A 23,962-nucleotide genomic window follows, 5' to 3' on the forward strand; every position below is an offset into this window, starting at 1 on the left:
TCGGCCGGCGGTCTCGGGCGCGGCGCCGTTGTGGCTGGTCGCGCCGTTCCTCGCGCCCCGTGGGCGCATCACCTTCGCCCCTTCTTCAAGAAGTGAACGCATTTCCCTTGCGTGGCATCTGCAACTTCACAGCCTGCCCCCTATTGACTTCGAAACTTGAAGGCATAGTCTCTGCAACGTTGCTTTTACCTTCAGGTGTGAGCGGCGTGATGTTGTGCGCCACTTGTTCCTGAGAGGGCTCACCCCCACCCCCCGGCAGCGCTGCCGGGTGGCCCGAGGAGTTTCTTGTGACCAGCACTGCGCAGGCACCCAATTCAGGAGCCGGGACGGCTCACCCCGAACATCTCGGGCATGTCATCTTCATCGCGGCGGCCGCCGCGATGGGCGGTTTCCTCTTCGGCTACGACAGCTCCGTCATCAACGGCGCCGTCGAGGCCATCCGAAGCCGCTATGACATCGGGTCCGCCGCCCTGGCCCAGGTCATCGCCATCGCCCTGATCGGCTGCGCCATCGGCGCCGCGACCGCCGGCCGGATAGCCGACCGGATCGGCCGTATCCGCTGTATGCAGATCGCCGCCGTGCTGTTCACCATCAGTGCCGTCGGTTCGGCACTGCCCTTCGCCCTGTGGGACCTCGCCTTCTGGCGGATCATCGGTGGCTTCGCCATCGGTATGGCCTCCGTGATCGGCCCCGCGTACATCGCCGAGGTCGCCCCGCCCGCCTACCGAGGCCGCCTCGGTTCCTTCCAGCAGGCCGCGATCGTCGTCGGCATCGCCATCTCCCAGCTGGTCAACTGGGGTCTGCTCAACGCCGCCGGCGGCGACCAGCGCGGCAAGCTGATGGGCCTGGAGGCCTGGCAGGTCATGCTGGGCGTCATGGTGATCCCCGCCGTCCTGTACGGCCTGCTCTCCTTCGCCATTCCCGAGTCCCCGCGCTTCCTGATCTCCGTCGGCAAGCGCGACCGTGCCCGTGAGATCCTCGAAGAGGTCGAGGGCGGCAAGATCGACCTGGACGCCCGCGTCGCCGAGATCGAGCACGCGATGAAGAGCGAGCACAAGTCGACGTTCAAGGACCTGCTCGGCGGCTCCTTCTTCTTCAAGCCGATCGTCTGGGTCGGTATCGGTCTCTCGGTCTTCCAGCAGTTCGTCGGCATCAACGTCGCGTTCTACTACTCCTCGACGCTGTGGCAGTCGGTCGGTGTGGACCCGACGGACTCGTTCTTGTACTCCTTCACGACGTCGATCATCAACATCGTCGGCACCGTGATCGCGATGATCTTCGTGGACCGGATCGGCCGCAAGCCGCTGGCCCTCATCGGCTCGGTCGGCATGGTCGTCGGCCTCGCCCTGGAGGCCTGGGCCTTCTCCTACGACCTGGTCGACGGCAAGCTCCCGGCCGCGCAGGGCTGGACCGCGCTGATCGCCGCCCACATCTTCGTCCTCTTCTTCGCCCTGTCCTGGGGTGTGGTCGTCTGGGTCTTCCTCGGTGAGATGTTCCCGAACAAGATCCGCGCCGCCGCGCTGGGTGTGGCCGCCTCCGCACAGTGGATCGCCAACTGGGCCATCACCGCGAGCTTCCCGTCGCTGGCCGACTGGAACCTCTCCGCGACCTACGTGATCTACACGGTCTTCGCGGCCCTCTCCATCCCGTTCGTCCTCAAGTACGTCAAGGAGACGAAGGGCAAGGCCCTGGAGGAGATGGGCTGACCCTCGTCACGAGGCCCCCGACTCGAGGAGAAGGGCCAAGTCCCCGCTGCCCCTCTCCTCGTACCCTCCGCCGCCCCGCCCGGTCACTGCCCGGGCGGGGCGGCGGTTCACGCTTCTCCTGCCTTCCCCTCCCTACGCCGGCAGCGCCGGAAGTACGGCCTCTCCGAACAGCCTCAGGCTTCGCCAGCCCTCCTCCAGGGGCATGCCGCCCGCCAGTGGGTGGAGGACCAGGTTGTCCAGGCCGGCCGTCACGCACTCCTGTGGCGTGAGGATGCGGTAGACGCCCTCCACGCGGAGTTCCTCCACCGTCGTGGCCGACGAGCGCACCGCGGAGTGGATGTCGCCGGACTGCCAGGACGCGTAGGTCCTGGCCTCGTGCAGGAAGTGCTTCCCGTACTGAGCCCACGCCCGGTCCGGGTCCTCGGCGATGTGCAGCAGCGGCGTCTGGGCCGTGGGCATCATCGTCCAGCCCTCCGTGCCGTACTCGGTGAGCTTCTCCTTGTAGTACGCCTCCAGCTCCGGCAGATGCGCGCTGGGGAAGAACGGCAGGCCGAGCCGGGCGGCACGGCGGGCGGCGGCCTTGGAGGAGCCGCCGACCAGCAGCAGCGGGTGCGGATCGGTGAAGGGGCGCGGTGTGATCCGTACCGTACGGCCCCGGTACTCGAACTCCTCCCCGGTCCAGGCCTTGAGCACCGTCTCCAGCACCTCGTCCTGCAGCCGGCCCCGCCGCTTCCACTCCACGTCGAACAGGGCGTACTCCTCGGGCCGGTAGCCGATCCCGGCCACCGTCACCAGCCGTCCTGCGCCGAGCAGGTCGAGCACCGCGATGTCCTCCGCCAGCCGCAGCGGATCGTGCAGCGGGCCGATCACCGCCGACACGGTCACCGCGATGTTCCGGGTCGCCCCGAACACCGCGCCCGCGAAGGCGAACGGCGACGGCAGCCAGTTGTTGTCGACCCCGTGGTGTTCCTCGGTCTGGACCGTGGTGACCCCGTGCTCGTCGGCGTACGCGGCCATCTCCACGGCGGCCCGGTAGCGGGCGCCCAGCGAAGCAGAGTCGGCTCCGGGCTCGACGAGGTTGAAGCGGACGACCGAGACGGGCATGGGAGTTCCCCTTCACCTTGGCCGGGCGGGTGTGGCGGGGACAGTAGCTGACGGTGCGTCAGATGGCCACAGGCGCGCGCTCCCCGGCCGCGGCCGGCGCCACCGCCGGCTTAGGCAGCAGCGCGTACAGCAGACCCGAGACGACGATCGTCGCGATCCAGCCCAGCCCGTACCGGCCGACGGGGTTGTTCGCGGCGAGCGGGCCGGTGAACCAGTCGGACCTGGTGAACAGGGACCCGGCCAGCAGGCCCAGCGCCCAGGCCGTGACGGCGGCGGGGGAGAAGCCCGCCCGGTACCAGTAGGCGCCGGCGCGGGTGGTGTCGAGGAGCGCCGTGGCGTCGTACTCCCGCCGCCGGAGCATGTCGATCCCGAACACGCCCACCCATGCCGAGAACGCCACCGCCAGCAGCGACAGGAAGGCGATGAACGAGCTCATGAACGAGGTCGCCGCCAGCATCAGCACCCCGCCGAGGACCAGCGAGATCACCGCGTTGACGGAGACCGCCCAGTGGCGGGGGATCCGGAAGCCGAGCGTCTGCGCGGTGAAGCCCGCGGAGTACATCGACATCGCGTTGATCAGCACCATCCCGACCAGCGCGATCAGCAGATAGGGGACCGCGAGCCACAGCGGGAGGATCTCGCCGAGGAAGGAGACCGGGTCGCTCGCCTTGGCCAGGCCCGGCACGCCGGACGCCACCACCGCACCCATCAGGACCATGGGGAGGACGACGATCACCGCGCCGCCGACCGTGTTGCGTACGATCGCCGCCGAGGACGCCGTACCCGGCAGATACCGCGTGAAGTCCGGCGAGGCCGGAGCCCAGCTCATCCCGCCCGCTGCGATCAGCCCGACCCCGGTGATCATCGCCGCCGTGGGACCGGCGGGCTGCCCGAGCACCCTGCTCCAGTCCGTCGCCACGATCAGACGGCCGAGGACCAGCAGGGTGAAGGCACCGAACAGCCAGGTCGCCCACCGGTTGCAGCGTTGCACCGCGCTGATGCCCATGCCCGAGATCACGAACGTGGTGATCACGAAGAGCAGCAGGGTGACGACGATCAGGGCGGTGTTGCTCCTGATCCCGAAGAGGATGTCCAGGACTGTCAGCAGCGCATAGGCGCCGGTCACCGCGTTGATCGTCTCCCAGCCCCAGCGCGCCACCCAGATCAGCGCGCCGGGCAGCAGATTGCCGCGCTGCCCGAAGACCGCGCGGGACAGGGCCATGCCCGGTGCGCCACCGCGTTTGCCCGCGATGCCGACCAGCCCGACCAGGCCGTACGACACGATCGGCGCGGCGGTGCCGACCACCAGCGCCTGCCAGAAGTTCAGCCCGAACGACACGGCCAGGCTCGCACCCACGGTGAGCAGCAGGACGCTGATATTGGCGGCGATCCAGGTGGGGAGCAGTTCGCGGGGTGTCCCGGTGCGCTCGGAGTGGGGGACCGGTTCGATACCCCGGGTTTCGAGGCCGTGGTGCTCCAGTGACTCTTCCAGATGTTCGAGGGCGCCATCGTGGTGGGCGGTGGAGCTCATGAGCAGTCATCGTACTTTAGTCGGACGAATACTCTCAAAGGGGATAATCCGGCTCGGAGAATCGTCCAGAAACTCCCTCGCGAGGGAACAAAGCCGTGCCCGGGGGAGGGATGGATACTGGACGGGTTATGGAAACCGTCATCCTTGCTGTAGTCATCGCCGTGGTCGTGCTCGGCGCGCTCGGCGGGCTCGTCATCGGCAGCCGGCGCAAGAAGTCGCTGCCCCCGCCGCCCCCCGCCGCGCCCGACATCACCGCGCCCCCGGCCGAGCCGCACGTCGGCGACGAGGCCGAGACGCCGCGCGACGAACCGCGCCGGACGATAGAGGAGGTCGACCTTCCCGACGGCTCGGCTCCCGTCGTCGTAGAAGAGCCCCCGGCTCCCGAGATCGAGATCCCCGAGCCCACGGCCGGCCGCCTGGTCCGGTTGCGGGCCCGGCTCTCCCGCTCCCAGAACGCCCTCGGCAAGGGGCTGCTCACGCTGCTCTCGCGCGAGCACCTCGACGACGACACCTGGGAGGAGATCGAGGACACCCTGCTCACCGCCGACGTCGGTGTGCAGCCCACCACCGAGCTGGTCGAACGGCTGCGCGAGCGCGTCAAGGTGCTCGGTACCCGTACCCCTGTGGAGCTGCGCGGGCTGCTGCGCGAGGAGCTGCTCAATCTGGTCGGCACCGATGCCGACCGCGTGGTGAAGACCGAGCCCGCCGACCGCAAGCCCGGCATCGTGATGGTCGTCGGCGTGAACGGCACCGGCAAGACCACCACCACCGGCAAGCTCGCGCGCGTGCTCGTCGCCGACGGCCGTACGGTCGTTCTCGGCGCCGCCGACACCTTCCGGGCCGCCGCCGCCGACCAGCTCCAGACCTGGGGCGAGCGGGTGGGCGCCTACACCGTGCGCGGGCCGGAGGCCGGTGACCCCGCCTCCGTCGCCTTCGACGCGGTGAAGGAGGGCAAGGAGATGGGGGTCGACGTCGTCCTCATCGACACCGCCGGGCGGCTGCACACCAAGACCGGCCTCATGGACGAGCTCGGCAAGGTCAAGCGGGTCGTCGAGAAGCACGCCCCGCTGGACGAGGTGCTGCTCGTCCTGGACGCCACCACCGGCCAGAACGGCCTGGTCCAGGCCCGCGTGTTCGCCGAGGTCGTCGACATCACCGGCATCGTGCTCACCAAACTGGACGGCACCGCCAAGGGCGGCATCGTGATCGCGGTCCAGCGCGAACTGGGCGTCCCCGTGAAGCTCATCGGCCTCGGCGAGGGCGCGGACGACCTGGCTCCGTTCGAGCCGGAGGCGTTCGTGGATGCCCTTATCGGTGACTGACCCCAGCCCGGTAAATTTACCCGCCGCTGTCGCGAGAACCTTCGTGAGCCTTCGTGAGAAGCGCCCGATCCCCACGGTGCAGGCGGGGACGGGCGCTTCGGCGTATGAGGAGCCCCCTGCGGCCAAGCAGGTCGGGTGAGGTCCGCTGTTGCTCGGCAGCTCCCCGAAGGGGGCGCGGGGTTGTATCGATATGCGGCTCCGCCGCGTGGGCGCGACCAGCCACGACGCCGCCGTGGACGAGCGACGGCGCATCGCGGCAATTCCAGCGGAGCGCTTACGCCCGCGACCGGTGCGCCACGTACGCCAGTGTCCCCAGCAGCAGCCTCGCCGCCGGCGGCTTCGTCGCCGAGTCCAGGGCCGGTGGCCGCAGCCAGCGCGCCGGGCCCAGGCCGCCCCGGTCGGACGGCGGCGCGGTGATGTACGCGCCCGGGCCGAGGCCGCGCAGGTCCAGGGAGGTCGGGTCGTCCCAGCCCGTGCGGTAGAGCAGTTCGGGAAGTTCGGCGGCGGCGCCGGGGGCGACGAGGAAGTGGGCGCGGCCCTCCGGGGTGGCGATGACCGGGCCGAGCGGCAGGCCCATCCGCTCCAGGCGGACCAGGGCCCGGCGCCCGGCGGGCTCGGCGACCTCGACGACGTCGAAGGCGCGGCCGACCGGCAGCATCACCGCCGCGCCCGGGACCTCGCCCCAGGCCTTGGTGACCTCGTCGAGCGTGGCTCCGGCGGACACCTGGGGCGCGAAGTCCAGCGGATGCGCTCCCGGCGCGGGACAGTCGGCGTGTCCGCACGAGCACGCGCCGACCGCGGCCCGGGCACCCGGGACCACGTCCCAGCCCCACAGGCCGGTGAACTCGGCGACGGCGGTGCAGTCCGATGACCGACCGCGCCGGCGTGTGCCGGAGCGGATCTCGCGAATGCCGCCGATCGTGAAGCCCATGCCCCCTCCAACGGGTTCGGCGCGCCGGTGGTTACGACACGGAACGAGACCGAAACGGAACGTGACGCTACGGCTCCGCCTTCCCTCGCGCCCGCAAGGTCAAGGCAGCGCCTGGAAGCGCTACCGGTGGTGCACCTGGGGCTGCGCGCCCCCGAGTGCATCGCTCCGCCTACTCCCGGCCGTCCTATGTCAAGTGAATCGCGCCAAGGCCATCGTGAGTTCATTCGAAGGGGTGGCGAATGGTGGCGTTTCCGGGATCGCCATGGCTGGAGCAGTGATCGTAGGATTACTTTGAGTGCACGAGGCCTGGGGGCACATGCACTCGTGGGTATGCCGGAGGCAACTCGGTATCCCGTTCGAAGGGTGAGAACTGCGGGCGGGCGGCCGTATTTACCGGCATTCTGATAGGGCTTGGCGCATCCGGCAACAAGTGGTCTCAGGGATGGGGGCGTTCCAGTGGGCGGCAACGGCGGAAGCGGGACGACCGCGGCCAGTACGGACAAGCGCCCCAATGAGCTGCTCAACTCGTGGTTCGTGCGCAGCGGCTGGTCCAAGGGCGAGCTGGCGCGGCAAGTGAACCGCAGGGCACGCCAGTTGGGGGCCAACCACATCTCGACCGACACGTCGAGGGTGCGCCGCTGGCTCGACGGGGAGAACCCGCGCGAGCCGATCCCGAGGATCCTCTCCGAGCTGTTCTCCGAGCGCTTCGGCTGTGTCGTCTCGGTCGAGGACCTCGGTCTGCGGGCCGCCCGCCAGTCACCCTCGGCGACCGGCGTCGACCTGCCCTGGACGGGCCCGCAGACGGTGGCCCTGCTCAGCGAGTTCTCGCGCAGCGACCTGATGCTGGCGCGGCGCGGCTTCCTCGGAACCTCGCTGATCCTGTCGGCGGGCCCGTCCCTCATCGAGCCCATGCAGCGCTGGCTCGTCCCCTCGCCCACCGCCCCACAGCAGGCCCCCGAGACGGCGGTCGACTCCCGCCGCCCCGGCCGCCTCTCCAAGCCCGAGCTGGAGCTCCTGGAGTCCACCACGGTGATGTTCCGCCAGTGGGACGCCCAGTGCGGCGGCGGCCTGCGCCGCAAGGCGGTCGTCGGCCAGCTGCACGAGGTCACCGACCTGCTCCAGGAGCCCCAGCCCGAGACCACCACCCGCAAGCTCTTCCAGGTCGCCGCCGAGCTGGCGGAGCTGGCCGGCTGGATGTCCTACGACGTCGGGCTCCAGCCCACCGCCCAGAAGTACTTCGTGCTCGCCCTGCACGCGGCCAAGGAGGCCGGCGACAAGCCGCTGGGCTCGTACGTCCTGTCCAGCATGAGCCGCCAGATGATCCACCTCGGCCGGCCCGACGACGCCCTGGAGCTGATCCACCTCGCCCAGTACGGCAGCCGGGACTGCGCGAGCCCGCGCACCCAGTCGATGCTGTATGCGATGGAGGCCCGCGCCTACGCCAACATGGGCCAGCCCGGAAAGTGCAAGCGGGCGGTCCGGATGGCCGAGGACACCTTCGCCGAGGCCGACGAGTGGGACGAGCCGGACCCCGACTGGGTCCGCTTCTTCTCCGAGGCCGAGCTCTACGGCGAGAACAGCCACTCCTTCCGGGACCTCGCCTATGTCGCCGGCCGCAGCCCCACCTACGCCTCGCTGGCGGAGCCCCTGATGCAGCGGGCCGTGGAGCTTTTCGCCAAGGACGCCGAGCACCAGCGGTCGTACGCACTGAACCTCATCGGCATGGCCACCGTGCACCTGCTGCGGGGCGAGCCCGAGCAGAGCACGGTTCTCGCCGCCGAGGCCATGGGCATCGCCAAGAAGGTGCGCTCCGAGCGCGTGAACACTCGTATTCGAAAGACGGTGGACTCGGCCGTCCGTGACCACGGCGATCTCGCCGCGGTCGTCGATCTCACCGAACAGCTGGCCGTCGATCTGCCGGAGACCGCAGAGGCGGTCTGAACCCCGGCACAGCCCGGACCCCGGCCGCGGCCGGCCCTCCCGAACCGCCCGACTCGGCTCCCCCACGCCAGGTCATCGGAGGGCCGCCCGCGGCCGGTTCTGCCTTCGCGCCCAAACCGGCGCCGCGCTCGCGGATGTGGCTGGTCGCCGTGGTGGTTCCTCAATCGATGGTTGCGCTGTCATTCAATGAGGTTGCGTCACGATAACGATCCGCACGGCGAACATCAGCCAGTTCACCCATGCGTAACACCCACGACTCCTTCGTCACGGCGGCGAAACAACGAGGGGCGGTGTCCGAAACCGCGCTGCGCCAATCTCATGGCGCATAACCGGCCCACCCCCCGCTTGACCGGACCGCACTCAGGCATCGCCCGCACGCAGGGCCGTACCAATCGACGAGGAGACGCCGATGGCACCAGCCATCATGCTTGCCGCGGAGGCACCCAAGCTGTCCTCCGCGAACACAGGCTTCATGCTCATCTGTTCCGCCCTGGTGCTGCTCATGACGCCGGGACTCGCCTTCTTCTACGGAGGCATGGTCCGCGTCAAGAGCACCCTGAACATGCTGATGATGAGCTTCGTCAGCATCGGGATCGTCACCATCCTGTGGGTGCTCTACGGCTTCTCCCTGGCCTTCGGCTCCAGCAACGGCTTCATCGGCTTCAACTCCGACTGGCTGGGCATGAGCAACGTCGGCCTGACGGAGCTCTGGGACGGCTACACGATCCCGATCTTCGTCTTCATGGTCTTCCAGATGATGTTCGCGGTCATCACGCCGGCCCTGATAAGCGGCGCCATCGCCGACCGCGTCAAGTTCTCGGCCTGGGCGCTCTTCGTCGCCCTGTGGCTCACGGTCGTCTACGTCCCGGTCGCCCACTGGGTGTGGGGCGCCGACGGCTGGGCCTACAAGCTCGGTGTGATCGACTTCGCCGGTGGTACCGCGGTCCACATCAACGCCGGTGCCGGCGCGCTCGGCGTGATCCTGGTCATCGGCAAGCGGGTCGGCTTCAAGAAGGACCCGATGCGCCCGCACAGCCTCCCGCTGGTCATGCTCGGTGCCGGTCTGCTGTGGTTCGGCTGGTTCGGCTTCAACGCCGGCTCCTGGCTCGGCAACGACGACGGCGTCGGCGCGCTGATGTTCGTCAACACGCAGGTCGCCACCGCCGCCGCCATGCTGGCCTGGCTCGCCTACGAGAAGATCCGGCACGGCGCGTTCACCACGCTGGGCGCCGCCTCCGGCGCGGTCGCCGGTCTGGTCGCCATCACCCCGTCCGGTGGTGCGGTCTCCCCGCTCGGCGCGATCGCCGTCGGCGCCATCGCCGGTGTCGCCTGCGCCGCGGCCGTCGGCCTGAAGTTCAAGTTCGGTTACGACGACTCGCTCGACGTAGTCGGCGTCCACATGGTCGGCGGCATCATCGGCTCCCTGCTCATCGGCTTCTTCGCCACCGGCAAGGGCCAGTCCGCCGCGACCGGCGTCTTCTACGGCGACCACTCCTTCACCCAGCTGTGGAAGCAGTTCGCCGGTGTCGGCGCGGTCCTCGCCTACTCCCTGGTCGCCTCCGCGGTCCTCGCCTTCCTCCTCGACAAGACCATCGGCATGCGGGTCTCCGAGGACGACGAGATCTCCGGCATCGACCAGGCGGAGCACGCCGAGACTGCATACGACTTCAGCGGGGCGGGCGGCGGTGTCGTCGGCACCGTCTCCGCCGCGGCCCTGGCCGGCACGAGCAAGAAGGTGGACGCATGAAGCTCATCACCGCCGTCGTGAAGCCCCACCGGCTCGACGAGATCAAGGAGGCCCTCCAGGCCTTCGGCGTCCACGGTCTCACGGTCACCGAGGCCAGCGGCTACGGTCGGCAGCGCGGCCACACCGAGGTCTACCGTGGTGCCGAGTACACGGTCGACCTGGTGCCCAAGATCCGCATCGAGGTGCTGGCCGAGGACGAGGACGCCGAACAGCTGATCGACGTCATCGTCAAGGCCGCCCGCACCGGCAAGATCGGTGACGGCAAGGTCTGGTCCCTCCCGGTCGAGACCGCCGTACGGGTCCGCACGGGTGAGCGCGGACCGGACGCACTGTAGAACAGAACCATCTGAATACAGGCAGGAGTCGCTGGGTGACGGGCACGGAAGTTCGGAACGACGCAGAGAACACGGGACCCAGCGGCTACGCGGCGGCCCGGCTGCGCCTCCTCACCGAGGGGGCGCGGTCCGGGCCGCCGCGCCGTACCGCCCTCGCCGAACTCACGGACGACTGGCTGACCGGCCTGTTCGCGGCGGCCACCGAGGGCGTCAAGGGCGGCGTCTCCCTGGTCGCCGTCGGCGGCTACGGCCGCGCTGAGCTGTCCCCGCGCAGCGACCTGGACCTTCTGCTGCTGCACGACGGCGGCGACTCCGGCGCGGTGGCCGCCGTCGCCGACCGGCTCTGGTACCCCGTCTGGGACCTGGGCCTGGCCCTCGACCACTCCGTGCGCACGCCCGCCGAGGCCCGCAAGACCGCCGGCGAGGACCTCAAGGTCCAGCTGGGCCTCCTGGACGCCCGCCACATCGCCGGCGACCTGGGCCTGACCTCCGCAATGCGCACCGCGATCCTCGCCGACTGGCGCAACCAGGCGCCCAAACGCCTCCCCGAACTCCAGGAACTCTGCGTCGAGCGCGCCGAACGCCACGGCGAGCTGCAGTACCTCCTGGAGCCGGACCTGAAGGAGGCCCGCGGCGGGCTGCGGGACGTCACCGCGCTGCGCGCCGTCGCCGCCTCCTGGCTGGCCGACGCCCCGCGCGAGGGCCTCGCCGACGCCCGCCGGCGCCTGCTCGACGTCCGTGACGCCCTGCACCTCGCGACGGGGCGCGCCACCGACCGCCTCGCGCTCCAGGAGCAGGACCAGGTCGCCGCCGAACTGGACCTCCTCGACGCCGACACACTCCTGCGCCAGGTCTACGAGTCCGCACGGGTCATCTCGTACGCCAGTGATGTCACCTGGCGTGAAGTGGGGCGCGTGTTGCGTTCGCGCGCCGTGCGGCCGCGGCTGCGCGCCATGCTGGGCGGCGGCAAGCCGGTCACCGAGCGCTCCCCGCTCGCCGAAGGGGTGGTGGAACAGGACGGCGAGGTGGTGCTCGCCCGCGCCGCACGCCCCGAACGCGACCCCGTGCTCCCGTTGCGCGCCGCGGCCGCCGCCGCGCAGGCGGGCCTCCCGCTCTCCCTGCACGCCGTACGGCGCATGGCCGCCACCGCGCGCCCCCTGCCCACGCCGTGGCCCGCCGAGGCGCGCGAGCAGCTCGTCACGCTGCTCGGCTCCGGCCGCCCCACGGTCGAGGTCTGGGAGGCGCTGGAGGCGGAGGGCCTGATCACGCGTCTCCTCCCGGACTGGGAGCGGGTGCGCTGCCGTCCGCAGCGCAACGCCGTGCACATCTGGACCGTCGACCGGCACCTCATCGAGACCGCCGTCCGCGCCTCCGAGTTCGCCCGCCGCGTGCACCGCCCCGACCTGCTCCTGGTCGCCGCCCTGCTGCACGACATCGGCAAAGGCTGGCCCGGCGACCACTCGGTGGCCGGCGAGATCATCGCCAAGGACGTGGCGGCCAGGATCGGCTTCGACCGCACCGAGGTGGCGGTCCTGTCGACGCTCGTACGGCACCATCTGCTGCTCATCGAGACCGCCACCCGGCGCGACCTGGAGGACCCGGCCACGGTCCGCCTGGTGGCCGAGGCGGTCGGCAGCCAGGGCACCCTGGAGCTGCTGCACGCCCTCACCGAGGCCGACGCGCTGGCCACCGGCCCGGCGGCCTGGTCGTCCTGGCGCGGCTCGCTCGTCGCCGACCTGGTCAAGCGGGTCGCGGCGGTCCTCGCCGGGGACACCGCCGAAGAGCCCGAGCCGGGCGCGCCCACGGCCGAGCAGGAGCGGCTGGCGATCGAGGCGTTCCGCACGGGCAGCCCGGTGCTGTCACTGCGGGCCCAGACCGAACCGGCGGCGACGGAGGACGAGCCGTCCGGCGACCCCGAGCCGCTCGGCGTGGAACTGCTCATCGCCGTACCGGACCAGCCGGGCGTCCTCCCGGCCGTCTCCGGCGTCCTGGCCATGCACCGCCTCGCCGTCCGCACCGCCGAGCTGCGCTCGCTCCGGCTCCCCGACGACGTCGACGACGGCGCCGTCCTGCTCCTGGACTGGCGGGTCGCCGCCGAGTACGGCTCCCTGCCCCAGGCGGCCCGCCTCCGTGCGGACCTGGTCCGTGCCCTGGACGGCTCCCTGGACATCGCCGGACGCCTCGCCGAGCGGGACGCGGCCTACCCGAGGCGCCGGGGCTGGGTGGCCCCGCCGCCGCGCGTGACGGTCGCCTCGGCGGCCTCCCGGCACGCCACGGTGATCGAGGTGCGGGCCCAGGACGCACCCGGCTTGCTGTTCCGCATCGGGCGGGCGCTGGAGGACGCCGAGGTACGGGTGCGCAGCGCGCATGTCAGTACGCTCGGGTCGAACGCCGTCGACGCCTTCTACGTGACCGGCACCGACCACGCGCCGCTGCCCGCGGAGGAGGCGAGCTCCGTGGCGCGCAAACTGGAGGAGACGCTGAGGGCCTGACCGTACGGTTGTGCAAGGCGGGGACCACTTGCTTGCGCGGCCGGATACCCTGGAAGACGCTCACCGCCCCCGACTCCGAGGACCGACGCCGCCGTGTTCGACACTCTCTCCGATCGCCTTTCAGCGACCTTCAAGAATCTGCGCGGCAAAGGGCGTCTGAGCGAAGCGGACATCGACGCCACGGCCCGGGACATCCGCATCGCGCTCCTCGAAGCCGACGTGGCCCTCCCGGTCGTCCGCACGTTCATCAAGAACGTCAAGGAGCGGGCGCTCGGCTCCGAGGTCTCCAAGGCGCTGAACCCCGCCCAGCAGGTCCTGAAGATCGTCAACGACGAACTGGTCACGATCCTCGGTGGCGAGACGCGTCGGCTGCGGTTCGCCAAGCAGCCGCCCACCGTGATCATGCTCGCCGGTCTCCAGGGTGCCGGTAAGACCACCCTCGCCGGCAAGCTCGGCCACTGGCTCAAGGAGCAGGGCCACTCCCCGCTCCTGGTCGCCGCGGACCTCCAGCGCCCCAACGCCGTCAACCAGCTCAGCGTCGTCGCCGAGCGCGCCGGGGTCGCCGTCTACGCGCCCGAGCCGGGCAACGGCGTCGGCGACCCGGTCAAGGTCGCCAAGGACTCCATCGAGTTCGCCAAGCAGAAGGTCCACGACATCGTGATCGTGGACACCGCCGGCCGCCTCGGCATCGACCAGGAACTGATGCAGCAGGCCGCCGACATCCGGGACGCGGTCAGCCCCGACGAGATCCTCTTCGTCGTCGACGCGATGATCGGCCAGGACGCCGTCACCACCGCCGAGGCCTTCCGCGACGGCGTCGGCTTCGACGGTGTCGTCCTCTCCAAGCTCGACGGTGACGCCCGCGGTGGTGCCGCGCTCTCCGTCCGCCAGGTCACCGGCAAGCCGATCATGTTCGCCTCGAACGGCGAGAAGCTCGACGACTTCGACGCCTTCCACCCTGACCGGATGGCCTCCCGCATCCTCGACATGGGTGACCTGCTCACCCTGATCGAGCAGGCGGAGAAGACGTTCAGCCAGGAAGAGGCCGAGAAGATGGCCTCCAAGCTGGCGTCCAAGAAGGGCCAGGACTTCACCCTGGACGACTTCCTGGCCCAGATGGAGCAGGTCAGGAAGATGGGCAGCATCTCCAAGCTGCTCGGCATGCTGCCCGGCATGGGCCAGATCAAGGACCAGATCAACAACCTGGACGAGCGGGACGTCGACCGCACCGCCGCGATCATCAAGTCGATGACCCCGGGCGAGCGCCAGGACCCCACGATCATCAACGGCTCCCGCCGCGCCCGTATCGCCAAGGGCTCCGGTGTCGAGGTCAGCGCGGTCAAGGGGCTCGTCGAGCGGTTCTTCGAGGCCCGCAAGATGATGTCCCGCATGGCCCAGGGCGGCGGCATGCCGGGCATGCCGGGGATCCCGGGCATGGGCGGCGGCCCCGGCCGGGCCAAGAAGCAGCCGAAGAAGGCCAAGGGCAAGCAGCGCTCCGGCAACCCGATGAAGCGCAAGCAGCAGGAGCTGGAGGAGGCCCAGCGCCGCGAGGCGGCGGCCCAGGGCGGCAACGCCTTCGGGGTGCCGCAGCAGGGCGCCCAGGACTTCGAGCTGCCGGACGAGTTCAAGAAGTTCATGGGCTGACGTTCCATGGGCTGAAGTTCATGGGAGTTCAAGGGCCGAGTTCACCTGTGCGCGTGCCAGGGGTTGCAAAGGCCGTTCGGCGAACGCACATGAGGGCGGTTTAGCTCGATCGTGTGATGGTCGGCCTTCAGTCTTGCTGTGTCCGGTGCGGTCCGGAGCAGCGTGGTCAGCACGATCTGGGACGCCGGGTGTGGTGCCGGCGTGCGGGGCCCCTGCTCCACCGGAGTGATGGTTCAGGGCCTCTCCGTCGTCTCTGACCACTTCCATTGGCCAGGTCGTGAGGGACTCCGCCCTTCTGGATCGGACCACCACGGACAGGATCCGTGTCGCCGCCCGGTTGCGAAAGCGGACGACCAGTGCGCCCAACACCGTTCGGGGCGTGCCAGTGCGCGGACTTGCCTCCGCTCACTGCAAAGGAACGGTTGGTCATATGCGGAATCGCTTGACCAACCCTGCGCCGCCACGCAGGTCGCCCGACCAGCCCTGGCGCACCGAGGGCGCCCCCGAGGAGTCGTAGCAGCCGCCCGAAAGGCGGAGATGCGCGGACCACGGCGGCGCCCTCGGCATGCTGGGCCGCAAGGCGCCGCCCAAGCCGGTCGAACCGGAGCCCGGACAGCAGCGGACCACCTTCGAGGACGTGGCCGGCATCGACGAGGTCGAGGGCGAACTCAACGACGTCGTCGACTTCCTGACGAACCCCGACGCCTATCGCAGGATGGGCGCCAGGATGCCGCGCGGTGTGCTGCTGGCCGGCCCGCCCGGCACCGGCAAGACCCTGCTCGCGCGGGCCGTCGCCGGCGAGGCGGGGGTGCCGTTCTTCTCGGCCTCCGCCTCCGAGTTCATCGAGATGATCGTGGGCGTCGGCGCGTCACGCGTGCACGAGCTGTTCGCGGAGGCCCGAAACGTCGCGCCGTCGATCATCTTCATCGACGAGATCGACACCATCGGCCGGGCCCGCGGCGGCGGTGCCTCCATGGGCGGTCACGACGAGCGCGAGCAGACCCTCAACAAGATGGTGTCCCGCTGGGGCATGAGCGAAGAGGTCGGCCGCCTCTCCGCTCTCCCGAACGACGCCCAGCAGGCCTACGGACTCGCCGCCGCCCCCCAGACCCTGGACGCGATCGACACCGAGATGCGCCGCATCGTCGACGAGTGCTACGAGGAGGCGCGCCGCAAACTCCGCGACCACCGGGACCAGCTGGACGCACTGGCCCAGGCACTGCTGGAACGCGAGACGCTGGAGGATGCGGACGCCTACCGGATCGCGGGGATCACCCGCCTGGCCAAGGACCCGGACGAGGCTTGAGCGTCCAAGCGCCCCACAGGGGCGCGGGGAACCGCGCCCAGCCACAACGGCACCGCAGACGAACGACGGCAGGTCACGGCGCTCACGGCGGAGCGTCAGCGCACGCGGGCGATCAGGTAGCGGAAGACGTTCGGCATCCACACCGTGCCGTCCGGGCGCTGGTGCGGGTGGAGCGCCTCGGTCAGCTCCTTGTCGACCTGCTCCTGGTCGGTCGCCGCGATCGCCGCGTCGAACAGCCCGGTCGACAGCAGCCCGCGCACGGCGCTGTCCGCGTCGGCGTACCCGAACGGGCAGGAGACCCGCCCGGAACCGTCGATCCGCAGCCCGGCCCGCTGGGCGACCTCCTCCAGGTCGTCGCGGCAGGCCGGCCGCCAACGTCCCGCGCTGCGCAAAGGATCCGCCAACTTCGCGGCCACCCGCAGGACGGACGAGGTCGCACAGCGCTCCGGCGGACCCCAGCCGACCAGGACCACGGCCGCCCCGCGCTCCGCCAGGGGCGTGGCCTCGGCGAGCAGTCCACCGACCCGTTCGGCGTCGCCGGCCAGGCAGCCGATCGGGTCGAAGGCGGTGATCAGGTTGTACGCCGGTGCCTGCGCGTCCGCCGCGTCCGCCGGCCCGCCCTGGACGACCCGGGCGGCGCGGCCACGCGCGCGTGGCCCGAGGGCCGGCTCGGGCAGCAGGCGCTCACGGGCGAGCGCGAGGCGTTCGGGGGAGGGGTCGACACCGGTCACCGCGGCCCCTCTGGCCGCCGCCATCAGGAGGGCGAGACCGGAACCGCAGCGCAGGCCGAGCAGCCGGGTGGCGGGGCCCACTTCGAGTCGCTCGTGGACGGTCTCGTAGAGCGGCACCAGCATCCGCTCCTGGATCTCTGACCAGTCACGCGCGCGTGCGCCCAGGTTCACGCGGGGTGCGGAGTCCGCGTGAGACGGGTGATGCCGCACGAGCGTAGGTGTCATAGGTAAGCGCCCCAATTCGCCGAGAGTTACGCACTGACCGATTCCGTGGTCCCCGTGTCGTGCGCTCGCACTTCCCACGTATGCCAGGTAACTCCGGGCTCGCGGTGGCGTCCAGAGGTCGCGGGTCCCCGCTTGTGCATGGACTATGACTGTGGCGAGATTTCACATCCCGGCAACTTGTGGCTCTACCATCGGACCCACGACACGGCGGTTCTGGCCATGGTCGGCCGGCACGGTGGCCGTACGGTGTCCGGTCGCCGGAGACGGGGCCGGTGCCGGGACGACGACGGGATCCGGGTAGCGTCGGGGCCGTCGTGTGCGCGGGCCGGGGTGACGTCCTCCGCCACGAGAGCGACCGAAAGGCCTCTTGCGCATCCGCCGGCCACAGGCGCCCCGCTCCCTACGCCGGGGATACGCGTCGGGTCGTACGTCAGACTACGCACCGGCTTGGTACGAGCTGTGAGGCTTCTCCGCAGATCAGCGCACCCGTACTCGTCTCCACGCATCAGTGCCAACTGACGGGTACGTGCAAATTATTTGGGATGCCCCGGAATAGGAACACAGTGGCACTCCCGCTCGTTCTCATTACGTGAGCACGACACAGACACCACCTGTTCTCGCCGCAGAGCTGGCAGAGGCGTGGGCCGACATTCAGCGGTACCACCCCGAACTGCCGGACCTTGCCGCGCCAGAGTCCCTGATCGGAGAGTCGTCGTCCGCGTGCGGACACGAGCTCTCCTTCGAACGACTGCTCCATGAGGCAGTCCACGGCATCGCCGCAGCCCGTGGAGTGCGCGACACCTCCCGGGCCGGCCGTTACCACAACCGCAGATTCCTCGCGATCGCCGAGGAGCTGGGCCTGGACCACCCCGACGAGCCGCACCCCAGCAGCGGCTTCTCGCTGGTCGCCCTGAACCCCGAGGCCAAGCGCCGCTACCGGCCGACCATCGAGAGACTGCAGCGCGCTCTCAAGGCCCACACGGTGGCGACCTCCGCCGACACCTCCCGTACCTTCCGCGGCCCGGCCGCCCGCCATGGCTCGTCCGGCGGCGGCGTCCGGGTCAAGGCGGTGTGCGACTGCGGTCGCAACGTCCGGGTGGTGCCGTCGGTCCTGGCCCAGGCGCCCATCGTGTGCGGCGGCTGCGGCAAGCCGTTCCGCATCCCGGAGATCGTGGGAGCGGCGGCGAGCTGAACACACGGCTGCTCGTGGCAGCCGTAGCCATCGCTCATCGCCGCACCCCGGTCTCCCCGCGGACAGCGCACCCGACGTACCTCACCTCCACGCCGGGTGCGCCTCCGGCGTGCCCGGAGCCCCTCGCCTCGCCGTCGGCCAAAGCGACCCGCAGGGTGTGGCACAATGGCTAGCTGTACTCGACAGCCGCACAGGACCCCTCTCTCCTCCGGCTGACGCGTCCATCGGGCACTCGGGTACCGCAACCCCACGCGGCAGACTCGCCGTGCCCAAACACGTCAAATCCAGGAGAACCCACTCCCGTGGCAGTCAAGATCAAGCTGAAGCGTCTGGGCAAGATCCGTTCGCCTCACTACCGCATCGTCATCGCCGACTCCCGCACCCGCCGTGACGGCCGTGCGATCGAGGAGATCGGCAAGTACCACCCGACCTACAACCCGTCGGTCATCGAGGTGGACGCCGACCGCGTCGCGTACTGGCTCGGTGTCGGCGCCCAGCCGACCGAGCCCGTGCTCGCCATCCTGAAGAAGACCGGCGACTGGCAGAAGTTCAAGGGCGAGCCCGCCCCGGCGCCGCTGCTCGTCGCCGCACCGAAGGCCACGCGGCCGTCGTTCGAGGCGCTCGGCGGTGACGACGAGGGCAAGGGTGAGGCGATCACCCAGAAGAAGAAGGCTGAGAAGAAGGACGAGGCCGCGGCTGAGTCCGAGTCGACCGAGGCCTGAGCAGCATGCTCGAAGAGGCGCTTGAGCACCTCGTGAAGGGCATCGTCGACAACCCCGACGATGTGCAGGTCGCCTCGCGCAACCTGCGTCGTGGGCGCGTGCTGGAGGTCCGGGTGCACCCCGACGACCTCGGCAAGGTGATCGGCCGCAACGGCCGTACCGCCCGTGCCCTGCGCACCGTCGTGGGCGCCATCGGCGGTCGTGGAGTCCGCGTCGACCTCGTCGACGTGGACCAAGTCCGCTGACGCTTCATCGCAACCGGCTCGGGCCGGGGAGGGCCACTGGGCCGTCCCCGGCCCGTAGTCGTATGGCTGGTCGTATGAGTCGCAGGACAGGAGAGCAAGCACAGTGCAGCTGGTAGTCGCACGGATCGGCCGCGCCCACGGCATCAAGGGCGAGGTCACCGTCGAGGTACGTACCGACGAGCCGGAACTCCGGCTCGCGCCCGGCGCCGTACTCGCCACCGATCCCGCGGGCGTGGGGCCGCTCACCATCGAGACGGGCCGCGTGCACAGCGGCCGTCTGCTCCTGCGCTTCGAGGGCGTCAAGGACCGCACCGGCGCCGAGGCCCTGCGCAACACCCTCCTGATCGCCGAGATCGACCCGGAGGAGCAGCCCGAGGGCGAGGACGAGTTCTACGACCATCAGCTCATCGACCTGGACGTGGTCACCGAGGACGGCACCGAGGTCGGCCGGATCACCGAGATCTCGCATCTGCCCTCCCAGGACCTGTTCATCGTCGAGCGCCCCGACGGCAGCGAGGTGATGATCCCGTTCGTCGAGGAGATCGTCACCGAGATCGACCTGACGGAACAGAAGGCGGTCATCTCGCCCCCGCCCGGCCTGATCGACGACCGGGCAGCCCGCGACGAAGTCGCTGATGGGCACGGCGCCTCCTCGCGGGAAGAGTCGTAAGAGATGCGCCTCGACGTCGTCACGATCTTTCCCGAGTACCTGGAACCGCTGAACGTCTCCCTGGTCGGCAAGGCACGCGCGCGTGGACAGCTCGATGTGCGGGTGCACGATCTGCGGACCTGGACGTACGACCGGCACAACACGGTCGACGACACCCCGTACGGCGGCGGACCCGGCATGGTCATGAAGACCGACCCCTGGGGTGACGCCCTCGACACCGTCCTCGCCGACGGCTACGAGACCGGCGCGCACAGGCCCGCGCTGATCGTGCCCACTCCCAGCGGCCGTCCCTTCACCCAGGAACTCGCGGTCGACCTCTCCGAGCGGCCGTGGCTGATCTTCACACCGGCCCGCTACGAGGGCATCGACCGGCGGGTCATCGACGAGTACGCCACTCGGATGCCGGTCCACGAGGTGTCCATCGGCGACTATGTGCTCGCCGGCGGAGAGGCGGCCGTACTCGTCGTCACCGAGGCCGTGGCCAGGCTGCTGCCCGGCGTCCTCGGCAACGCCGAGTCGCACCGGGACGACTCCTTCGCGCCCGGCGCCATGGCCAACCTCCTGGAAGGGCCCGTCTACACCAAGCCGCCGCAGTGGCGGGGGCGCGACATCCCGGAGGTGCTGCTCAGCGGCCACCACGGGAAGATCGCCCGCTGGCGCCGCGACGAGGCCCTGAAGCGCACGACCGCGCACCGGCCCGACCTGATCGAGCGCTGCGAGCCCAAGGCGTTCGACAAGAAGGACCGCGAGATGCTCTCCATCCTGGGCTGGGAACCGGACCCGGAGGGGGAGCCCCACGGCCGATTTTGGCGCCGGGCCCCTGGCATGGAAGAATGAGCGGCTGTTGTGCTGTGAACCGTCCGGTGCGCGCCCCTGCCGCAGGGGGAGACGACGCCCACCCCGACGGCACGGCCCACCTCCGAAGAACATCTAGTTCCCGTTGATGACCTGTGGCATCAGCGAAGAAAGCAGACGAAAATGTCTCACCTGCTCGACACCGTCGACTCCGCGTCGCTGCGCAGCGACGTCCCGGCTTTCCGCCCGGGTGACACCGTCAACGTCCACGTCCGCGTCATCGAGGGCAACCGCTCCCGTGTGCAGCAGTTCAAGGGCGTTGTGATCCGCCGCCAGGGCAGCGGTGTCCGCGAGACCTTCACGGTCCGCAAGGTCTCCTTCTCCGTCGGCGTCGAGCGCACCTTCCCGGTGCACACCCCGATCGTCGAGAAGATCGAGCTCGTCACCCGCGGTGACGTGCGTCGCGCCAAGCTCTACTACCTGCGCGACCTGCGCGGCAAGGCCGCGAAGATCAAGGAGAAGCGCGACAACTGATCGCGCGAAGACGCTCGTGAGCCGTAGGCGAGCGAGCCGATAAGAAGGTGCCTTACCGAGGCCGGATAACATCTGGCCCCGATGGACACCGAAGCACAGCCGACGGAGCGCGACCGCTCCTCCAGCCCCGAACCAGAGGCCGCGGAGGACCGGTCGCGTTTCGTGTTCCTGACGCGGGTCACCGACTGGCTGCCGGGCGGCTGGATCACCCTGACCCTCTTCGCCTGCCTGGCGTTTTTGCTCGTCCTCAACACTTTCGTGGCTCAACCATTCCAGATTCCCAGCGGATCCATGGAACAGGGATTGAGGATCGGGGACCGAGTTCTCGTAAATAAGTTGGCGTACCGTTTCGGTGCCGAGCCGCGCCGGGGCGACGTCGTCGTGTTCGACGGCACCGGGTACTTCGGGGACGCCGACTACATCAAACGCGTTGTGGGTGTGGGAGGAGACCGTGTGGTCTGCTGCGACAAGGAGGGGAGGATCGAAGTGAACGGCCGGTCGGTCGACGAGACCGCGTTCCTCTATCCCGGGGACACCCCGTCCACCGTGCCCTTCTACGTCGACGTCCCCGACGGCACGCTCTTCGTCCTCGGTGACCATCGCAGCGACTCCAGCGACTCCCGCGACCATCTGGGCTCGCCCGGCGGCGGCATGATCCCCGTCAAGGACGTGATCGGCCGGGCCGACTGGATCGTCTGGCCCTACGCCCACTGGACCCACCTCACCCGTCCCGCCGCCTACGCGCGCGTGCCGGCGGCGGGAGGGGCGCATGGGTAACCGCGGCAAACCGCGCGGCGTGCCCACGGACGCCACCGCCAATCTGCTGCCCACCGGGGCCCGGCGTGCCTCCGGCTCGTCCGGCGGACGGTCCCGCGCGGAGCGGCGCAAGCTGCAGCGCAAGGTCAAGCGCAAGCGTCGGCGCGGCGCGATGCGGGAGATACCGCTGCTGGTCGGTGTGGCCGTCCTGATAGCCCTGGTGCTGAAGACGTTCCTCGTCCAGGCCTTCGTGATCCCCTCGGGTTCGATGGAGGAGACGATCCGGATCGGCGACCGCGTCCTGGTCGACAAGTTCACCCCGTGGTTCGGCTCCAAGCCGCACCGCGGTGACGTCGTCGTCTTCCACGACCCGGGCGGCTGGCTGGACGACGAGCAGACCACGAAGACGAACGACCCGATCGTCGTCAAGCAGGTCAAGGAAGGGCTCACCTTCATCGGTCTGCTGCCCTCCGCCAACGAGAAGGACCTCATCAAGCGGGTCATCGGCGTCGGCGGGGACCACGTCAAGTGCTGCGACGCGCAGGGCCGGGTCACCGTCAACGGCGTACCGCTGACCGAGGGCGACTACCTCTACCCGGGGAACGTGCCGTCCGCCACCGAGTTCGACATCACCGTCCCGCAGGGGCGGCTGTGGGTGATGGGCGATCATCGCGGCAACTCGGCCGATTCCAGGGTGCACCAGGACACCGACTACGGCGGCACGGTCCCCGTGAGCCTGGTGGTGGGCCGGGCCAAGTGGATCGGCTGGCCGTTCGGGCACTGGACCTCGCTGGACGAACCTAAAACCTTCGCAAGCGTTTCCAACTCCGTGTCGGGGTCGACCGCGGCTCCCCAGCTGTCGCATAGGGTTGCCTCCGACGATCCGAACGGATACGTCCAACTCCCGAGCCCTGCGGAACTCCCGCTCGTTATGGGAGTGGTGGGTCTGCGCCGGGGACGGCGCGGGCGGCGGCACGGAGTAAGGAGTTGGCGTGGGGGATGTGGCGGTTGGCGCACGGTCGGGACACGACGGCGAGGAGCACAGCGGGCGCCCCGTGGAGAATGTCCCCCCCGTCGACGGTGGTTCCACCTCAGGGAATGACGGTGGGCCGACCGGGGACGGCGGTCCGGCGGACGGTCCGTACCCCGGCGGTGGCGGCGGGGACACGGACGCGGGTGCGGGCGACTCGGCTGCGCCCGCACCGAAGAAGCCCCGCTCCTTCTGGAAGGAGCTGCCGATCCTGATCGGTATCGCGCTGGTGCTGGCGCTGCTGATCAAGACGTTTCTGGTGCAGGCGTTCTCGATTCCGTCGGACTCGATGCAGAACACCCTCCAGCAGGGTGACCGGGTCCTGGTCGACAAGCTCACCCCGTGGTTCGGCTCCGAGCCGGACCGCGGCGAGGTCGTCGTCTTCCACGACCCGGACGACTGGCTGGCGGGCGAGCCCACGGCCCAGCCGAACGCGATCCAGACCTTCCTCAGCTGGATCGGCCTGATGCCGTCCGCCGAGGAGAAGGACCTCATCAAGCGGGTCATCGGCGTCGGCGGCGACACCGTCTCCTGCAAGAACAGCGGCCCGCTCATGGTCAACGGCCATGCGCTGAACGAGCCCTATGTGTATCCGGGCAACACCCCGTGCAGCGTCGACGACCAGGGCGGCCAGTTCACGGTGAAGGTACCCAAGGGCTACATCTGGGTGATGGGCGACCACCGCCAGAACTCCCGCGACTCGCGCTACAACCAGTCCGACAGCCACCACGGCATGGTCCCGGTCAAGGACGTCGTCGGCCGCGCCATCGTCAAGGCCTGGCCGATCAACCGCTGGGGCACCCTGCCGGTCCCGGGCACCTTCGACCAGAGCGGCATCAACACGCAGTCGTCCGCCGCGGCCTCCCTGTCGGTGGCCCCCGAGGGCGTGGCGGTCGCGGCCGTCCTGCCCATCGCGGTGTGGCGCCGGCGGCGCGGCGACCGGATCGAGTCGAAGGTCGAGAAGCGGCCGACGGCCGCGGGCAAGCGCTGACCGGGCCGGACG

General features: G+C 70.0%; 20 protein-coding genes and 1 pseudogene. 17 read left to right on the top strand and 4 right to left on the bottom strand.

Translation table 11 applies throughout. The annotated features are described in order from the left end of the window. Positions 1–287 precede the first annotated feature (287 nt). Positions 288–1,706, top strand: a complete 1,419-nt coding sequence (locus AB0D59_RS30555; protein ID WP_362572124.1) for a sugar porter family MFS transporter — start codon at positions 288–290, stop codon at positions 1,704–1,706. A 132-nt stretch (positions 1,707–1,838) separates the two neighbouring features. Here AB0D59_RS30555 and AB0D59_RS30560 read toward each other — a convergent pair whose 3' ends face one another. Continuing rightward, positions 1,839–2,810, bottom strand: coding sequence for an LLM class flavin-dependent oxidoreductase (locus AB0D59_RS30560; protein ID WP_362572126.1), 972 nt, complete (start codon positions 2,808–2,810; stop codon positions 1,839–1,841). A 58-nt stretch (positions 2,811–2,868) separates the two neighbouring features. Further along, positions 2,869–4,341 carry a cytosine permease gene (locus tag AB0D59_RS30565; protein WP_362572129.1) on the bottom strand — a complete coding sequence of 491 codons (1,473 nt, stop codon included), beginning with the start codon at positions 4,339–4,341 and terminating at the stop codon, positions 2,869–2,871. A gap of 128 nt (positions 4,342–4,469) precedes the next feature. Here AB0D59_RS30565 and ftsY point away from each other — a divergent pair, with 128 nt between their 5' ends. Continuing rightward, positions 4,470–5,663 carry a signal recognition particle-docking protein FtsY gene (gene ftsY, locus AB0D59_RS30570; protein WP_362572132.1) on the top strand — a complete coding sequence of 398 codons (1,194 nt, stop codon included), beginning with the start codon at positions 4,470–4,472 and terminating at the stop codon, positions 5,661–5,663. A gap of 274 nt (positions 5,664–5,937) precedes the next feature. Here the strand turns inward: ftsY and AB0D59_RS30575 are convergent, their stop codons facing one another. Beyond that, a complete protein-coding gene (locus AB0D59_RS30575; RefSeq protein WP_362572135.1) occupies positions 5,938–6,594 on the bottom strand; it encodes a bifunctional DNA primase/polymerase in 657 nt (218 codons plus the stop codon). Between the two features lie 456 nt (positions 6,595–7,050). On the opposite strand from AB0D59_RS30575, the gene AB0D59_RS30580 reads away from it, so the two are divergent. From AB0D59_RS30580 to AB0D59_RS30605, 6 genes and pseudogenes are all read left to right on the top strand, one after another. Further along, positions 7,051–8,535 (top strand): hypothetical protein, encoded by a 1,485-nt coding sequence (locus tag AB0D59_RS30580; RefSeq protein ID WP_362572138.1) that lies wholly within the window; start codon positions 7,051–7,053, stop codon positions 8,533–8,535. A 409-nt stretch (positions 8,536–8,944) separates the two neighbouring features. Beyond that, complete coding sequence (locus AB0D59_RS30585) at positions 8,945–10,282, top strand: ammonium transporter (protein WP_362572141.1); 1,338 nt, start codon at positions 8,945–8,947, stop codon at positions 10,280–10,282. Further along, positions 10,279–10,617 (top strand): P-II family nitrogen regulator, encoded by a 339-nt coding sequence (locus AB0D59_RS30590; RefSeq protein WP_093498850.1) that lies wholly within the window; start codon positions 10,279–10,281, stop codon positions 10,615–10,617. Before AB0D59_RS30585 ends, AB0D59_RS30590 begins: the two co-directional genes overlap by 4 nt. A gap of 35 nt (positions 10,618–10,652) precedes the next feature. Next, positions 10,653–13,109 carry a [protein-PII] uridylyltransferase gene (locus AB0D59_RS30595; RefSeq protein ID WP_362572144.1) on the top strand — a complete coding sequence of 819 codons (2,457 nt, stop codon included), beginning with the start codon at positions 10,653–10,655 and terminating at the stop codon, positions 13,107–13,109. A gap of 93 nt (positions 13,110–13,202) precedes the next feature. After that, positions 13,203–14,753 carry a signal recognition particle protein gene (gene ffh / locus AB0D59_RS30600; protein ID WP_362572147.1) on the top strand — a complete coding sequence of 517 codons (1,551 nt, stop codon included), beginning with the start codon at positions 13,203–13,205 and terminating at the stop codon, positions 14,751–14,753. 550 nt (positions 14,754–15,303) lie between these two features. Beyond that, a pseudogene (locus AB0D59_RS30605) lies at positions 15,304–16,059 on the top strand (AAA family ATPase); the annotation flags it as partial. A gap of 95 nt (positions 16,060–16,154) precedes the next feature. Here AB0D59_RS30605 and AB0D59_RS30610 read toward each other — a convergent pair. Beyond that, positions 16,155–17,015 (bottom strand): methyltransferase domain-containing protein, encoded by an 861-nt coding sequence (locus AB0D59_RS30610; protein WP_362572150.1) that lies wholly within the window; start codon positions 17,013–17,015, stop codon positions 16,155–16,157. 589 nt (positions 17,016–17,604) lie between these two features. Between AB0D59_RS30610 and AB0D59_RS30615 the strand changes: the two genes are divergently transcribed. From AB0D59_RS30615 to lepB (AB0D59_RS30655), 9 genes are all read left to right on the top strand, one after another. After that, positions 17,605–18,207, top strand: a complete 603-nt coding sequence (locus AB0D59_RS30615) for a hypothetical protein (RefSeq protein ID WP_362572153.1) — start codon at positions 17,605–17,607, stop codon at positions 18,205–18,207. A gap of 302 nt (positions 18,208–18,509) precedes the next feature. Beyond that, on the top strand, positions 18,510–18,929 hold the full coding sequence (gene rpsP / locus AB0D59_RS30620) for a 30S ribosomal protein S16 (protein ID WP_089098502.1): 420 nt from the start codon (positions 18,510–18,512) through the stop codon (positions 18,927–18,929). Between the two features lie 5 nt (positions 18,930–18,934). Then, positions 18,935–19,174 carry an RNA-binding protein gene (locus AB0D59_RS30625; protein WP_014176063.1) on the top strand — a complete coding sequence of 80 codons (240 nt, stop codon included), beginning with the start codon at positions 18,935–18,937 and terminating at the stop codon, positions 19,172–19,174. Positions 19,175–19,277: 103 nt separating this feature from the next. Further along, on the top strand, positions 19,278–19,844 hold the full coding sequence (gene rimM / locus AB0D59_RS30630) for a ribosome maturation factor RimM (protein WP_362572156.1): 567 nt from the start codon (positions 19,278–19,280) through the stop codon (positions 19,842–19,844). A gap of 3 nt (positions 19,845–19,847) precedes the next feature. Then, entirely contained in the window at positions 19,848–20,681 is an 834-nt protein-coding gene (trmD, locus tag AB0D59_RS30635; RefSeq protein WP_362572159.1) for a tRNA (guanosine(37)-N1)-methyltransferase TrmD, read from the top strand. 141 nt (positions 20,682–20,822) lie between these two features. Continuing rightward, entirely contained in the window at positions 20,823–21,173 is a 351-nt protein-coding gene (rplS, locus tag AB0D59_RS30640; RefSeq protein ID WP_351323547.1) for a 50S ribosomal protein L19, read from the top strand. An 81-nt stretch (positions 21,174–21,254) separates the two neighbouring features. Continuing rightward, on the top strand, positions 21,255–21,950 hold the full coding sequence (gene lepB, locus AB0D59_RS30645) for a signal peptidase I (RefSeq protein WP_362572162.1): 696 nt from the start codon (positions 21,255–21,257) through the stop codon (positions 21,948–21,950). Next, positions 21,943–23,031, top strand: coding sequence for a signal peptidase I (lepB, locus tag AB0D59_RS30650; protein ID WP_362572165.1), 1,089 nt, complete (start codon positions 21,943–21,945; stop codon positions 23,029–23,031). The genes lepB (AB0D59_RS30645) and lepB (AB0D59_RS30650) overlap by 8 nt, the downstream gene beginning before the upstream one ends. Beyond that, on the top strand, positions 22,922–23,950 hold the full coding sequence (gene lepB, locus AB0D59_RS30655) for a signal peptidase I (RefSeq protein ID WP_362572168.1): 1,029 nt from the start codon (positions 22,922–22,924) through the stop codon (positions 23,948–23,950). Before lepB (AB0D59_RS30650) ends, lepB (AB0D59_RS30655) begins: the two co-directional genes overlap by 110 nt. Positions 23,951–23,962 lie beyond the last annotated feature (12 nt).

Origin of the sequence: Streptomyces sp. NPDC048417, from assembly GCF_040651615.1 — a bacterium.
Lineage (GTDB): Bacteria > Actinomycetota > Actinomycetes > Streptomycetales > Streptomycetaceae > Streptomyces.